Origin of the sequence: Maribacter sp. Asnod1-A12 (assembly GCF_045063735.1) — a bacterium.
In the GTDB taxonomy this organism is placed as follows: Bacteria; Bacteroidota; Bacteroidia; order Flavobacteriales; family Flavobacteriaceae; genus Maribacter.
The window spans coordinates 612,556-627,344 of record NZ_JBEFNZ010000006.1 but is presented as its reverse complement, the minus strand read 5'-3'; the positions used below and the strand labels follow the sequence as shown (position 1 = coordinate 627,344).

General features: G+C 34.3%; 10 protein-coding genes and 2 tRNA genes. 6 read left to right on the top strand and 6 right to left on the bottom strand.

What is annotated here, in order from left to right:
* A complete protein-coding gene (locus tag ACJJVP_RS02725) occupies window positions 1–981 on the top strand; it encodes a type IX secretion system membrane protein PorP/SprF (protein ID WP_405410555.1) in 981 nt (326 codons plus the stop codon).
* Window positions 982–992: 11 nt separating this feature from the next.
* The gene (locus ACJJVP_RS02720) at window positions 993–2,903 is read left to right on the top strand and encodes an OmpA family protein (protein ID WP_405410553.1); all 1,911 of its coding nucleotides are present in this window, start codon (window positions 993–995) and stop codon (window positions 2,901–2,903) included.
* A 129-nt stretch (window positions 2,904–3,032) separates the two neighbouring features.
* On the opposite strand, the gene ACJJVP_RS02715 is transcribed toward ACJJVP_RS02720, so the two are convergent.
* From ACJJVP_RS02715 to mutS, 4 genes are all read right to left on the bottom strand, one after another.
* Entirely contained in the window at window positions 3,033–3,668 is a 636-nt protein-coding gene (locus ACJJVP_RS02715) for a vancomycin high temperature exclusion protein (RefSeq protein WP_405410552.1), read from the bottom strand.
* Between the two features lie 101 nt (window positions 3,669–3,769).
* Window positions 3,770–3,856: transfer RNA gene (locus tag ACJJVP_RS02710), tRNA-Leu, on the bottom strand.
* A 42-nt stretch (window positions 3,857–3,898) separates the two neighbouring features.
* Window positions 3,899–3,970 (bottom strand) — tRNA-Gly (locus ACJJVP_RS02705).
* A gap of 97 nt (window positions 3,971–4,067) precedes the next feature.
* Window positions 4,068–6,650 (bottom strand): DNA mismatch repair protein MutS, encoded by a 2,583-nt coding sequence (gene mutS / locus ACJJVP_RS02700; protein ID WP_405410551.1) that lies wholly within the window; start codon window positions 6,648–6,650, stop codon window positions 4,068–4,070.
* 167 nt (window positions 6,651–6,817) lie between these two features.
* Between mutS and ACJJVP_RS02695 the strand changes: the two genes are divergently transcribed.
* Complete coding sequence (locus ACJJVP_RS02695; protein ID WP_405410549.1) at window positions 6,818–7,348, top strand: RNA methyltransferase; 531 nt, start codon at window positions 6,818–6,820, stop codon at window positions 7,346–7,348.
* 118 nt (window positions 7,349–7,466) lie between these two features.
* Here the strand turns inward: ACJJVP_RS02695 and folK are convergent, their stop codons facing one another.
* The gene (folK, locus tag ACJJVP_RS02690; protein WP_405410547.1) at window positions 7,467–8,609 is read right to left on the bottom strand and encodes a 2-amino-4-hydroxy-6-hydroxymethyldihydropteridine diphosphokinase; all 1,143 of its coding nucleotides are present in this window, start codon (window positions 8,607–8,609) and stop codon (window positions 7,467–7,469) included.
* 71 nt (window positions 8,610–8,680) lie between these two features.
* Between folK and sppA the strand changes: the two genes are divergently transcribed.
* The 3 genes from sppA to ACJJVP_RS02675 are packed head-to-tail and all read left to right on the top strand — an operon-like array spanning window position 8,681 to window position 13,937.
* A complete protein-coding gene (gene sppA, locus ACJJVP_RS02685; RefSeq protein ID WP_405410545.1) occupies window positions 8,681–10,441 on the top strand; it encodes a signal peptide peptidase SppA in 1,761 nt (586 codons plus the stop codon).
* A 3-nt stretch (window positions 10,442–10,444) separates the two neighbouring features.
* Complete coding sequence (locus ACJJVP_RS02680; RefSeq protein ID WP_405410543.1) at window positions 10,445–11,164, top strand: queuosine precursor transporter; 720 nt, start codon at window positions 10,445–10,447, stop codon at window positions 11,162–11,164.
* A 28-nt stretch (window positions 11,165–11,192) separates the two neighbouring features.
* Window positions 11,193–13,937: an AsmA-like C-terminal region-containing protein gene (locus ACJJVP_RS02675; RefSeq protein ID WP_405410541.1), complete on the top strand. Its 2,745-nt coding sequence runs from the start codon at window positions 11,193–11,195 to the stop codon at window positions 13,935–13,937.
* On the opposite strand, the gene ACJJVP_RS02670 is transcribed toward ACJJVP_RS02675, so the two are convergent.
* The gene (locus tag ACJJVP_RS02670; RefSeq protein WP_405416120.1) at window positions 13,930–14,724 is read right to left on the bottom strand and encodes a DUF2797 domain-containing protein; all 795 of its coding nucleotides are present in this window, start codon (window positions 14,722–14,724) and stop codon (window positions 13,930–13,932) included. The genes ACJJVP_RS02675 and ACJJVP_RS02670 overlap by 8 nt on opposite strands.
* Between the last annotated feature and the right edge of the window lie 65 nt (window positions 14,725–14,789).

Here is a 14,789-nt window from a genome sequence, read left to right as displayed (position 1 = left end):
ATGGATTATAACTTTAATAAATCGAGTTATACTATTGCTCTTGTTCTATTTACTCTGTTAAGCTTTAATGCATTTTCACAGAAAGAACCTCAATACACGCAGTATATGTATAACATAGGTAGTTTCAACCCGGCCTATGTAGGTACGGTAGAAACGCCAGAGTTGTCTGGTTTATACAGGGCGCAATGGATCGATATTCCAGGTGCGCCAAGAACTTTTCGGTTCGGAGCGAATTTGCCTTTTAAAAATGAAAAAGTTGGTTTAGGACTTAATGTTGTTAACGATGAGTTGGGGCCTGTAACTCAAACTTATGCCGACATTTCTTATTCCTATCAAATAATGGTGACCGATGAGACTAAACTTTCTTTTGGTATTGATGCAGGTGGTTCATTTTTGAATGTTGATTTTTCAAAGGGGACTTTTGAAAATCCAGGTGAAAACCTTAGTCAAGAAACGTTAAGTAAGTTTTATCCAACAGTAGGTGCCGGTGCTTTTTTATATTCAGAAGATTGGTATTTAGGTGCTTCTGTACCAAATTTTTTAACAGAAGGGGTGTACAATGACGAGGTTGCATCAATAGTAGAAGATAAGCTACAGTTTAATTTTATTGGTGGTTACGTTTTTGAGCTTTCAGATAATTTAAAGTTTAAGCCGGCTTTTTTGGTTAATACCATTTCTGGTTCACCTGTTAATCTTAATTTATCGAGTAATTTTTTGATTTCTGAAGTTGTTACTGCTGGTGTTTCTTATCGTTTAGATAATGCATTTAGTGGCTTGGTAGGTTTTCAAATTTCCAATCAATTATTTGCAGGGTATTCATACGATTATAATACAAATTTACTGGGGGAATTTAATAATGGCTCTCATGAGATTATTCTTAAATTCTATTTAGGAAGAAAAGGACCTTCAAAATCAAAAGGGAGTAGTGATAAGAATGCTAAGGGTAAACCGAAACAAATTGATTCACCTCGATTCTTTTAAACTGAACTATAATGAGATTTAAACTAATCATAGCATTTCTAATTTTTGTACCATTTTTAAGTACGGCTCAAGATAAAAAATCTAAAGCCGATAATCTTTTTTATGGCTATCAATATGAAAAAGCCATAACGGAGTATAATAGTGAAATGGAGAAAAATCCATTAACTAATCATCAGTTATTAAACTTGGCTGATTCTTATTTTAGTACGAATAATTATGAAAAGGCGTCTAAATTGTATTTAGAAGTCAACAAGAATGATACTATTATGTCTGTTAACAGATTTAATAAAATGTTACAGAGCCTTTCGAAAAATTCTGAAAGAGATAGAGTAAAGACATTTTTAGGGTCTAAGGCCGATAAATTATCTCCAGAATTGTTAGAAAATGCAGAGTTTAATTACAGCTTGTTGGAAATTCCGACAAATACAGATAACAGTTTTGTACGTGATTTGGGTGTCAATAGTGCGCAAGGAGATTTTTCGCCTACGTTTTATAAGAACGGAATATTGTTTAGTAGCAGTAGAGGGCGAAATAGTAAAAACGTATACGAGCCTACTGGTGAATCTTATTTAGATATCTATTTTGCAAGACTAAGTTCTAGTAACATTTTGGTAGATGTTGAAACATTTAAGGTAATTCCAGCGACGGACTTTCATAAGGCTACCCCATATTATTCTGAAAAACTGGAAACTTTTTTTTATATCCTATCCAATGAAGAAGATGGTGAGCTTAGGTATAATGAGAATGGTAAAAATGCATTGGCAATAGGTACGCTTACAAAGGATAATAGATTTCGATTTATATTAAAAGATTTAAGTACGTCATTTTACTATCCTTTCTTTGATGATGCTACAGGGCGTTTATATTTTGCAGCCAATTTTGAAGATAGCTATGGCGGCACAGACTTGTATTATGTGTATACGAATAACGGGCAAATTATGTCTGCGCCAATAAACTTGGGACCTAGAATAAACTCGCCAGGAAACGAAATTGCTCCATACGTTTTTGACGGTAGTTTGTACTTTTCTTCGGATATTTTCTATGGTCTTGGAGGAATGGATATTTACAAATCTAATATGTTACCTAATGATGCTTACACTATACCGGTAAACCTTGGTGAGGGAATTAATTCAACAGCAGATGATTTCGGATTCATAATTAGGAATATTGAGAACACAGGGTTGTCAGGTTTTTTTGCTTCTAATAGAACGGGTGGAAAAGGTGGAGATGATATTTATGGTTTTCAGCTTAAAAATGCACCAGGCTTAAAAACATTTGCTTTAGGTGGTAAAGTGGTTAACCTTAGAAATAAAGTAGGCTTAAAAGGAGCCCAGGTAAGATTATTAAATCAACAGGGAGAGGTATTAAAAGAAGTTATTGCAGGTAATGATGGTACCTTTAGAGTAGAAGTGCCTTGGATGTCTCAGGTGACCATACAGGCTATGAGTGACGGTTATTCTATTTTTTCAACTACTTACTCTGAAGAAGGGATGGAAGAAATTCAAAATACGTCTTATAATATGGGGCTTGCAAGAATGGAAGACTTGGTAACTCAAACAGAAGATAAAACGGTAATAAAACTTAATAAATTCTATTTCGATAAGGGTAAATCGGTACTTAACCCTCAAGTTGAAACTGAATTGAATAAAGTTGTAGATGCTATTGTGCGTTTTCCACAGATGAGGTTGAGAATACAATCCTATACTGATACAAGAGGTAGTACGTCGTCTAATAAAAGGTTGTCGCAGGCGAGAGCAGACGTAATTAAGAACTATCTTTTAAGTAATGGATTGAATTCAAGTAATATTATTGAAGCAACCGGTTATGGTGAAGAAAACATTGTAAATAATTGTGTTAATGGTGCTTACTGTTTAGATTTTCTTCATAAACAAAACGAGCGTACTTTATTTATCGTTGAATAGCTAAGAGTTTATCTTTGAGGTCTTAATTGTTTAAGCAGCACAAAAGTTTTTAGAATTTTAGCTGTTTTAAACGTTGTCAAGAAACTTGTTATTGTAGAGATATTAGTTGTAAATAAGTTTTAGTGTAATTTATTTTATTTCGATAGTTGTACCGTAAAATTTAGGTTGTGTATTAAGAATCATGTCTATAAATACTTTTACACGGGCAAGGTATTCTCTGATTTGAACTTTTAAACCTTGGCTTGTAGAAACATCTTTTGCATTAAACCCTATAGCATTTAATCCTTTTTGTTTGGCAATATATATAGCTCTTTCATTATGGAATTTTTGCGAGATAACGGTAACATTGTCTAAGCCGAATATAAACTTTGCCCTAAACATGGAATCTAGGGTTCTGAAACCTGCATAGTCCAAGAATATAACTTTTTCTGGTATACCCGCTTTTACCAAATCTTTTTTAAAGGTATCCGGTTCGTTATAATAGATGCTGCCATTGTCCCCGCTAACCAATATAAATTTAATCTTACCGGCATTGTAAAGTGCTTTGGTTGCATTTATTCGGTAGGTGTAATATGGGTTGGGAGAACCGTCTGTTAATCTGTTAGAGGTCCCTAAAACAAGACCGACACGATTACTTGGAATTGAGGATATATCAGAATAAGTTTTTTCTTCTGCAGTGCTAGAAATAATACTATTGCAGACAAATATCATTAGAATTAATGCTAATAGTAATAAGCCAGATATTTTTAATATTTTTTTCAGCATGCACTTATAATGAAAACTAAAGTTAATGAATAACTGAAGACTTCGATTTGAAATGTATATAAAATAAAAAACCCCTGAAATCAATTGATTTCAGGGGTTTGTGGTACTCGAGGCGGGACTTGAACCCGCACGCCCCAAAGAGCACAGGATTTTAAGTCCGGCGTGTCTACCAATTCCACCACTCGAGCATACTTAGCATTGAAAAAAATGTTGACCGGCAACATTTTCTGAGCGAAAAACGGGATTCGAACCCGCGACCTCCACCTTGGCAAGGTGATGCTCTACCCCTGAGCTACTTTCGCAAATTTTAAAGAACGTGCATCTCTTAAAAGATGCGGGTGCAAATTTAATACAATTCTGTAAAAACCAAAGTAAAAATGCGCAAAAGAATTAAAAAAATTACGAAGTCGCTTTTTTGTCCTTGGTTAACAGCCTTTTAATCTCATTTAATTTCATCAAAGCTTCTACCGGAGTTAGCGTATCTATGTCTAAATGTGTGATTTCTTCCTTAATTTCTTCCAATAATGGGTCGTCTAGGTTAAAAAAGCTGAGTTGCATTTCGTCAGAATCACTTTTAAGTTTATCACTTACATCTTCACTAACATGTTTATTTTCCAACTTTTTCAAAATCTTGTTTGCCTTCTGAATTACTTGTTGTGGCATACCCGCCATTTTAGCCACATGTATACCAAAACTGTGTTCACTACCACCAGGAACTAATTTTCTTAGGAATAAAACGGTATCTTTTAATTCTTTAATAGCTACATTATAGTTTTTGATGCGATTAAAGGTGTTGGTCATTTCATTGAGCTCATGATAATGTGTGGCAAACATGGTCTTTGCTCTTGCCGGGTGTTCGTGTAGGTATTCTGAAATTGCCCATGCAATGGAAATACCATCATAGGTACTTGTACCTCTACCGATTTCATCTAAGAGAACCAGACTGCGTTCAGATAGGTTGTTAAGAATAGATGCTGTTTCATTCATTTCTACCATAAAAGTAGATTCTCCCATTGAAATATTATCACTAGCGCCTACACGTGTAAATATTTTATCTACAACACCAATTTTTGCTGTTTCAGCGGGTACAAAACTACCCATTTGCGCAAGTAAAACTATTAATGCCGTTTGTCTTAATAAAGCAGATTTACCACTCATATTAGGACCGGTAATCATTATAAATTGTTGATTGGAACGGTCTAACTGTAAGTCGTTGGCAATATATTGCTCACCTAATGGTAATTGTTTTTCTATAACGGGGTGTCTTCCATCTGTTATTTCTAAATCTGTGGAATCGTTTAAAGACGGACAATTGTATGCGTTTTCTTTTGCCAATTGAGCAAAACCGCAAAGGCAATCTAGCTGAGCTATTAAGTATGCGTTATTTTGAACTGGGGCAATGTATTCTTGCATCCATACCACCAGTTGTGAAAATAATTGTTGCTCCAAGGTTGAGATACGATCCTCTGCACCTAGAATTTTTGCTTCATATTCTTTAAGCTCATCGGTAATGTAACGCTCGGCATTGACCAAGGTTTGTTTACGGGTCCAGGTTTCTGGAACTTTATCTTTATGGGTGTTTCTAACTTCTATATAATAGCCAAATACATTATTAGATGCTATTTTTAGGGAGGTAATACCTGTTGCGGCAGTTTCCCTTTCTAACATATTGTTCAAGTAATTTTTACCCGATGTCGCCAAACCTCTTAATTCGTCTAGTTCTTCTGAAAAACCTTCGGCAATGGTGCTACCTTTTAAAATGTTAACGGGTGCCTCTTCGCTAAGCATCTCTTTTATTTTGGCTCGTAATAAATCGCACGACTGTATTTGGTCTCCCGTTAAGGCTAACGATTCGTTTTTAGAAGAGGTGGCTAATTGTTTAATAGGAATTAAAGCTTCTAGAGAATTTTTTAATTGAACTACTTCTTTCGGGTTGACTTTGCCTGTAGCGACTTTAGAAATCAATCGTTCTAAATCGCCCATTTGTTTAATATGGTGTTGAAATTTTTCTAGTATAACTTCTTCATCATACAGAAAGGAAACAATCTGCTGTCTCCTTTTAATTTTTTCTAAATTTTTAAGAGGTAAGGCAAGCCATCTTTTGATCATACGCCCACCCATGGGTGAGATGGTTTTGTCAATGACGTCTAAAAGTGTTACTGCATTGACATTAGTTGAATGGTAAAGTTCTAAGTTTTTAATGGTGAATCTATCCATCCATATATAATCATCTTCCGCAATACGTTGCAGTTTTGATATATGCTGCAATTGGCGATGTTGGGTTTCACCTAAGTAATGTAAAACTACGCCAGATGCTATGATGCCACAGGTTAAATGGTCAACACCAAAACCTTTTAGGGTATTGGTGTTAAAATGTGATGTAAGATTTTCTAAAGCATAATCTTCTTGAAAAACCCAATCCTCTAGATAAAATAGGTGGTGATTTTTACCGAAGACCTCTAAGAATTCTTTTTTATGCGCTTTGGATATTAATACTTCATTAGGTGAAAAATTCTGAAGTAATTTGTCAATCTGTTCTTCACTACCTTCTGACGTTAAAAACTCACCTGTAGAAATATCTACGAACGAAATTCCTATTTTCTTTCTTCCAAAGTGAACGGCACAAAGAAAATTATTTGTTTTAGAGTTTAAGATGTCATCGTTCATTGCCACTCCTGGGGTAACCAATTCGGTAACACCTCTTTTGACAATGGTTTTGGTCTGCTTAGGGTCCTCTAACTGATCACAAATAGCAACTCGCTGACCTGCTTTTACCAATTTTGGTAAATAGGTATTTAAAGAATGATGCGGAAAACCAGCTAATTCGGTTCTTTCTCCACCATTATTTCTGTTGGTTAAAATAATACCTAATATGCGTGAAGCCTTTACTGCATCTTCACCAAAAGTTTCATAGAAATCACCTACACGAAACAGCAATAATGCATCAGGATACTTGGTCTTGATGGTGTTGTATTGCTTCATTAAAGGAGTTACCTTTTTTGTCTTGCTTTTATCCGCCACTTTATCTTTATCTCATTAATTTTGCTCCTTCACGAAAGTATAATTTAATCTCTGGAAATTAAATCATTGTTGATATTTCAGGATAAGTTTATAACCTTTTCAAACTAATGAAAATTGAATTTTAAAGTATGAGAAAATTAAGAAATGAGGAGTTGGATAGAATTGATGTGGAAGGGTATAAGCTTGCCGGAAAATCTCCTATGATAATTGTTCTTGATAATATAAGGAGTTTAAATAATATTGGTTCTGTTTTTAGAACCGCGGATGCTTTTTTGGTCGAAAAAATATACTTGTGCGGAATTACCGCTACGCCACCTCATAAAGATATTCATAAAACCGCTTTAGGAGCTACGGATAGTGTTGACTGGGAACATGTAGCAGATACTGTTGAATTGGTAACTAGGCTTAAAGTAGATGGATGTCATATTATTTCTGTTGAACAGGCAGAAAATTCAACTCAGCTAAATGACTATGCGCCAGCAAAAGATAAAAAGCAAGTGCTTATTTTTGGAAATGAGGTTAAGGGTGTTGCTCAGAACGTAGTTTCTGCTAGTGATGAGGTTTTGGAAATTCCGCAATTCGGCACCAAACATTCTTTGAATATCTCAGTGAGTGTTGGCGTTGTGGTTTGGGATTGTTGGAGTAAGTTAAACGCATAAAAAAACCTGGTCGTAGACCAGGTTTTTTAGTATAGTTTGAGTTAGTTAGTTGCACGTATGCTTGCACAATAAAAGATTTTCTTTTCATTTACGCAAGAAATAATTTAATTTATTATCGTTATAAGTTAGCTAGGGCAAAGTCTTCGATCTTGGTTAAAATGGCTTCATAATCTCTTGAATGTCTCACGAAATCTAGCTCGCTAACGTCTATAATCAATTGATTTTCTTTAGGGTATGTCTTTAAAAAGTCGAAATAACCCCGGTTAATTTTTTCTAGATAGGTAAGCTCTATATTTTGCTCATAATCTCTGCCACGTTGCCTTATTTGTTGTAATAATCTTTCTGTGGTTTGGTACAGATAAACGTAGACTTTTGGCTTTTTAACTTCCTTATACATGAAATTGAATACCTTTCTGTATAAATCAAATTCGTTTTGTTGTAGTGTAACCTTGGCAAAAATCAGCGATTTAAAAATATCATAATCGCTTACCATAAAACTTTTAAATAAATCTAATTGATTGGTGTCTTCTGTAAATTGTTGATATCGATCTGCTAAAAACGACATTTCTAACGGAAAGGCATATCTGGCCTGGTCTTCATAAAAATTAGGTAAAAACGGATTTTCGGCAAATCGTTCTAAAATCAATTTTGCATTGAAATCTTCTGAGATTTTAGTAGCCAATGTTGTTTTACCTGCACCAATATTACCTTCTATGGCAACATATTGTAGGCTAGCAAAAAATGAATGTCTACTTTTAAAAAGTCTTTTTATTTGTTTGGTTATAGTACTCTTATCTTTACATTCTTGCAGTAAATTTCTAGTGTCTTTGTTGAATATGGGGTGATAGAATTGCGGAGTAATATCTGCAAGCGGTTTTAGAATAAACTTTCTGTCTTGCATTTTAGGGTGTGGAACCGTTAAGTTCTCTGTCTTGATAATATCTTTTTCGTAATAGATAATATCAATGTCTAAAGTTCTACTTTGGTAATTGTCACTTTCGTTTCTTTCTCTTCCAAAATGAGTCTCTATAGCTAATAGCTTGTCCAATAAATCTTCTGGAGCAAGTAATGTCTGCAATTCTAAACAGGCATTCAAGAAATCTTCCCCTTCAAAACCCCATGACGGAGTTTCATAGACAGCGGAAACTTGCCTAATTTCACCGGTTATTTTTCCGATTTCGAAAATGGCTTTTTGTAATAACAATTGACGATTGCCTAGATTACTGCCTATAGATAAGAATGCTGTTTTGTATACTCCCATAATATTAGGACAAAATAACTAAAACATATCCACATTAGTTATCTTTGTTTACTATTAAAATAAAGATTTAAATGAATTTTTTAAGAAATTTTCTTGCTTCAATTTTAGGTTCCTTGTTTGCATTTGGGATCATGTTTGTTATGTTTTTAATTTTTGTAAGCCTTGTCAGTAGTGGTGAAGACACCGTTGCTGTTGAGGATAACTCTGTACTTGAATTACAATTGCAAAGACAGATTTCAGATTATACGGGTAGTAATGAGTTGGATCCATTTGCAGGTATTTTTGAGGAGTCGCAAGGGTTAGATGAAATAATACAGGCTATTGAAGTAGCAAAAAATGATGATCGTATTAAAGGTATCAGTATCAATAACAATTTCATTATTGCTGGTTTAGCTCAAACGCAAGCTATTAGAAAATCATTGGAGGATTTTAAGGCTGAGGGGAAGTTCATATACGCATATGCGGATTTTTTTATGCAGCGCGATTATTATTTGGCCAGTGTTGCCGATTCAATTTTTATTAATCCAGTAGGGGTTTTAGATTTTAAAGGTTTGTCAACAGAGGTGCTTTATTACAAAGAGCTTCAAGAGAAATCTGGAATTAAGATGGAGGTTATACGTCATGGTAAGTATAAAAGTGCTGTTGAACCATATCTTGAGAATAACATGAGTGAAGCCAATAGGAGCCAATTGACTTCATTGCTTCAATCTCTTTGGAATTCTATGATTGTAGATATTTCAAAAACAAGATCTATTTCTGAATCTGATTTAAATATTATAGCGGATACCTTAGGCGGTAGAAACCCTGAATATGCTAAGCGATCTGGTTTAATTGATGATGTAGTTTTTTATGATGAGTATGAGGGTAAAATCGCAAGTGCGCTTAAGATCAAGAAAGATGAAGACATCAATTATACCAAATTAGATGACTATGTAAAGTATTCGAATAAAAAGAAATTGAAATCTGGTGATGATAAAATCGCAATTGTATTTGCGCAGGGTGAAATATTATATGGTGAAGGTGGTCCTAATATAATAGGCCAAGGCATTATAAATGAAGCATTGATTAAAGCTCGTGAAGACGAAGATATAAAGGCAATTGTATTGCGGGTAAATTCTCCAGGTGGTAGTGCTTTAACTTCAGATATTATTTGGAGAGAGGTTGCACTTGCCAGGAAAGTGAAACCTGTAATTGTATCTATGGGTAACGTTGCCGCATCTGGCGGTTATTACATTGCTGCCGGTGCAGACAAGATTTTTGCAGAGCCAACAACAATAACAGGATCTATAGGTGTTTTTGGTACAGTGCCTAATATGACCGAGTTGGCAGATAATGTTGGTATTAATGCTGAACAGGTAGGTACCAATAAAAATGCTGTAGACTATTCGCTTTTTGAGCCAATGCAAGAAAGTTTTAAAAATCAAATTCAAGAAAGTATAGAGGAAACTTACCAAACATTTCTAGGAAGAGTGTCAGAAGGTAGAAATATGACAATGGCACAAGTGGATAGTGTTGCCCAAGGTAGGGTTTGGAGTGGTACTGAAGCATTAGAGGTTGGTCTGGTTGATGAACTAGGTAATTTAGATGATGCAATCAATGCTGCCGCAGAGATGGCTGAATTAAGTGCTTATGGTATTAAGAAATTCCCTAAGTACAAAAGCGGATTTGAACGCTTTATGGAAGATTTAGAAGGAGCTAGTCTACAAATAAAAGAGAACGTGTTAAAAAATGAAATAGGTGAGGAGGCATATAAAGTGTTGAAAGAGCTGCAGTCTTTTAAAGAGCAAAAAGGTATACAGGCTAGAATGCCGTTTGCATTAGATATTAAATAATATATGACCTTAAAAGATAGGAAATTAGCACAGCGTATTTATCTGTATTTAGGGGCTTTGTTTATCACTTCTCTAGTGGTTTCAAACCTTATATTTCAAAAGTTTTTTTATTGGAATCCCTTCGGGGATTTCACTGTTTATGGGGTTTCTCTTTTTGAGGTTTCTGTGGGCATTTTACCTTATCCCATAACTTTTTTAATTACGGATCTAATATCCGAGATATATGGAAGAAAAATGGCAAACCAGATTGTCACCGCTGGTATATTTGCTTCCTTCTTTTCCATGGGTATTATTTTGTTGGCAGAAGTAGCGCCTGCAATTCCTTCTTCACCTATAAATGACGAAACTTTTACACAAGTTTTTGCGCTTTCGCCTATTGCGGTCTTGGCTTCGATGATAGCTTATTTGTTAGCGCAATACGTCGATGTGGCTATATATCATTTTTGGAAAAGATTGACCAAAGGGAAATATTTATGGATCCGTAACAATTTTTCTACATTCTTATCACAATTTCTTGATACGTTTACCGTTGTGGGGTTGTTATGTGTCTTCAAAGTACTGCCGTGGCACCTTTTTTTCGGTCTTGTTGTAAGCGGATTTATTTTTAAGATTTTTATAGCATTTCTAGACACCCCTTTTCTCTATTTCTTCGTATATATTATGAGAAAACGGTTTAATCTAAAACCAAATGAGGAACTGGATTTAGATGTTTTAGAAAAATAACATTTAATAAACAGTATAAAAATATACTATGGGTAAAAAGATATTGAAAATTGTAGGAGTATTAATTGTGTTGATTATTGCAGTTTTAATTGCAGCTCCATTCTTCTTAGAAGCTAAAATAGGTGAGATTATTAAGAATAATGTCAATGAAAACGTTAATGCCACATTAGATTTCTCTGAGGCTAATTTAAGTTTGATCAGTAGTTTTCCTAACGCAGAAGTAGATTTTAAAAATGTTGTTTTGTTAAATAAAGCTCCTTTTGAAGGTGATACATTGTTTAAGGCTGAAAATTTGGACTTAACCATGGGTATCATGCAATTGTTTAAAAGCGAGGGAGATGCCATAGCAATAAATAATATCAATTTAGACGGTGCATTCATTAATGTAGTGGTAGATAAAGAAGAGAACGCTAATTATGACATAGCTTTGGCGTCTGATACTTCTGCTACGGTAGAAGAGGAGGCTAGTACTACCGATGGTTTTAATCTAGATTTACAGTCGTACGAAATCACGAATACACGAATTTATTATACTGACAATTCAACAGGTATTGCTTTTAAATTAGATGATTTTCAACATACAGGAACTGGCGATTTGTCTTTAGCTACTTCTGAGTTAGATACACATACCGATGCTTTTATTTCATTGGAAATGGATAGCGTAAACTATTTGAGCAAGAATAAAGTTAAGTTAGATGCCCTTATTGGTATCGATTTAAATGAGAATAAATACTCCTTTTTAAAAAACGAGGTATTATTAAATCAGTTGCTTTTGGTTTTCGATGGTTTTATTAAATTAAATGAAACAAATCAAGAGGTAGATTTAACCTTTAAAACGCCTTCTTCAGATTTTAAAAACTTCTTAGGAGTTATTCCTGAAGTATATTCGAAGGATATTGAAAATGTGAGTACTACTGGAGATTTTTCAGTAAACGGTAATTTTAACGGAATCGTTGACGAAACTCATATTCCAAAATTTCATATTGAGTTAAAATCTGACAATGCTTCATTTAAGTATCCAGATTTACCTAAAGCAGTTAGTAACGTATTTTTTGATATTCAATTGGATAACAAAACTGGTATTGTAGAGGATACTTATGTTAATGTAAATAAAGCTTCTTTTAAAATTGATGAAGATAAATTTAATCTTACCTCTAGTATAACCGAGCTTATGGGTAATACGAAAGTAAAAGCTCATATGGACGGGAACATGAATCTTGCCAATATTTCTAAGGCTTACCCTGTGCCGGCAGAATATGATTTAAAGGGAATGCTTAAGGCAGATATTACAACTGCTTTTGATATGCAATCTGTAGAAAACGAACAGTATGAGAAAACTAATACTTCGGGAGATTTAAGCTTAACCAATTTTGAATACAACTCAGACGAATTGGCTAATCCTGTAAAATTTAATTCTGCTCGTTTAACCTTCAACCCAAAGACGGTTACTTTAAATCAATTGAATGGTACAACGGGTACAACAGATTTTGATGCCACTGGTACCATAAATAATTTACTAGGGTTTATGTTCAATGATGAAAAAGTGGAAGGTAATTTTAGTCTTAAATCAAATACTTTTGCATTAACCGATTTTATGGTTGCAGAGACAGAGGTGCCTGCAGAGACAGGTGTAGGTCAATCTAATTCTGGTGATGCTGTACAAGAGGAAAAAATTAAAATTCCATCTTTCTTAGATGCTACGATAAATGCAGATGCTAAAAAGGTATTGTATGATGATATTGTTTTAAGTGATGTAAAAGGAGTTCTAAAAATTAAGGATGAAACTGCTACACTTAGTAACATGTCTGCTGGTATGTTTGGAGGTAAAATAGGTTTTAGTGGTGATGTGTCTACAAAAAATGAGACTCCTACTTTTAATATGAAGTTAGATTTGAATCAATTAGGAATTCAAGAAACATTTGCTTCAATTGATTTATTTAAGGCTGTAGCGCCTATAGCTCAAATGCTAAATGGTAAATTAAGTTCAGACATTTCTTTGTCAGGTAACTTAACAGATGATTTAATGCCAAATTTATTATCATTAAGTGGGGATTTGTTTGCTGATTTAATGACTGATGAGGTGAATACCGATTCTGCTCCTGTGTTAAATTCTTTAGTGTCTAATTTAAATTTTATTGATTTGGAACAGTTGAGTTTAAAAGATTTAAAAACTTCTCTATCTTTTAAAGATGGGATAGTGGCAGTTAAACCTTTTACTTTAAACTATAAGGATATAGCTATAAATGTAGATGGTAGCCATTCTTTTGATCAAAAGTTGAATTATAAAGCAACTTTACAAGTGCCAGCAAAATATTTGGGCTCTGATATAACAAAATTGATAGCTAAAATCAATGACCCTTCTTTGACAGATTTAACAGTACCTGTTGTGGCCAATATAGGAGGCCTTTATAATAGCCCCACAGTTAGTACTGATTTGACATCGGGGGTTAAGCAATTAACCACAAAGCTTATTGAGGTAGAAAAACAAAAGCTGATTGATAAGGGTACAGATAAGGCGAAAGACTTAATAGGAGGTCTGTTAAGTGGTAATAAAACCTCTTCAGATTCAACTAGTCAACAGACGACGACTTCTAATGCTTCGACGAAAGATATTCTTGGAGGTTTACTATCTGCAAAAAAAGATACCGTATCTGCAGCCTCGGAAAAGACAGATGCAGTACCTGCAGAAGCAGAGAAAGAAGCGGTCAAAGAAAAGGCAAAAGATATTTTAGGAGGACTGTTTGGGAATAAGAAAAAAGATAGTACTAACTAATAGTAAGACCAACATATTGCCCTTCGTTACCTCTTACGTTGAAAACGGTATTGTCTTCAAAAATGAGATATTGACCTTTTATACCTTTTAGCTTACCTTCAAAAGTGGGTGTTTTGGTCAGGTTAAGGCTTTTAACCTTAGTTGGGTATTGTAGTACTGGAAACTGTATTTCTGTCTCTGAACTTGAGTCTAGAAAATAGGGTAGAGCTTCTTCTGGTATGTACTGCTTTAGTTTATTTCGCCATTCTTGAAGATTTTCATCAACGACGGTGTTGGTTAGCATTGTGCGCCAATTGGTTTTGTCGCCAACGTGATCTTTTAATGCAACTTCGGTAATTCCGGCTAAGTATCTATTTGGTACTTCTACAATTTCTATGGCTTCATGAGCACCTTGGTCAATCCAACGTGTTGGTATTTGTCCTTTTCTGGTAACTCCTACTTTTACATTACTAGAATTGGCTAAATAAACAATGTGTGGCTGAAGTTGCACTTTTTTCTCGTAAGCCAAATCTCTGTCTTCTTGATCTAAATGCGCTTTGCTTAGCTCGGGCCTCATAATCCAGTCTCCTGCCGAAGGTATTTCAAAAAAACAAGTTCTACAGAACCCTTGTCTATAAATGGGTCTGTCATTACCACAATTAAGACATTGATGTTTAATAAATTCTATTTTTAATGTTTTGTCAAGAATTTGATTTACATTTAAAAAATCAGATTCAAATAACATATAATATTGAATTGGACTTCCTTTTTCTGTCTGCATTTTTCTAAGTACTCCTTCGTATTGCATGTAAATTTTGCTTAATGAATTATCAATTTGAAAATGATAGTTAGATGCGCTATTTTTAACAGCAC

Coding starts and splice junctions, on each gene's coding strand:
- folK (WP_405410547.1), bottom strand. CDS start 8,609: ATGGGAGTATACAAAACAGCATTCTTATCTATAGGCAGTAATCTAGGC.
- mutS (WP_405410551.1), bottom strand. CDS start 6,650: ATGAAGCAATACAACACCATCAAGACCAAGTATCCTGATGCATTATTG.
- sppA (WP_405410545.1), top strand. CDS start 8,681: ATGAATTTTTTAAGAAATTTTCTTGCTTCAATTTTAGGTTCCTTGTTT.
- ACJJVP_RS02720 (WP_405410553.1), top strand. CDS start 993: ATGAGATTTAAACTAATCATAGCATTTCTAATTTTTGTACCATTTTTA.
- ACJJVP_RS02670 (WP_405416120.1), bottom strand. CDS start 14,724: ATGCAATACGAAGGAGTACTTAGAAAAATGCAGACAGAAAAAGGAAGT.
- ACJJVP_RS02715 (WP_405410552.1), bottom strand. CDS start 3,668: ATGCTGAAAAAAATATTAAAAATATCTGGCTTATTACTATTAGCATTA.
- ACJJVP_RS02695 (WP_405410549.1), top strand. CDS start 6,818: ATGAGAAAATTAAGAAATGAGGAGTTGGATAGAATTGATGTGGAAGGG.
- ACJJVP_RS02675 (WP_405410541.1), top strand. CDS start 11,193: ATGGGTAAAAAGATATTGAAAATTGTAGGAGTATTAATTGTGTTGATT.
- ACJJVP_RS02680 (WP_405410543.1), top strand. CDS start 10,445: ATGACCTTAAAAGATAGGAAATTAGCACAGCGTATTTATCTGTATTTA.
- ACJJVP_RS02725 (WP_405410555.1), top strand. CDS start 1: ATGGATTATAACTTTAATAAATCGAGTTATACTATTGCTCTTGTTCTA.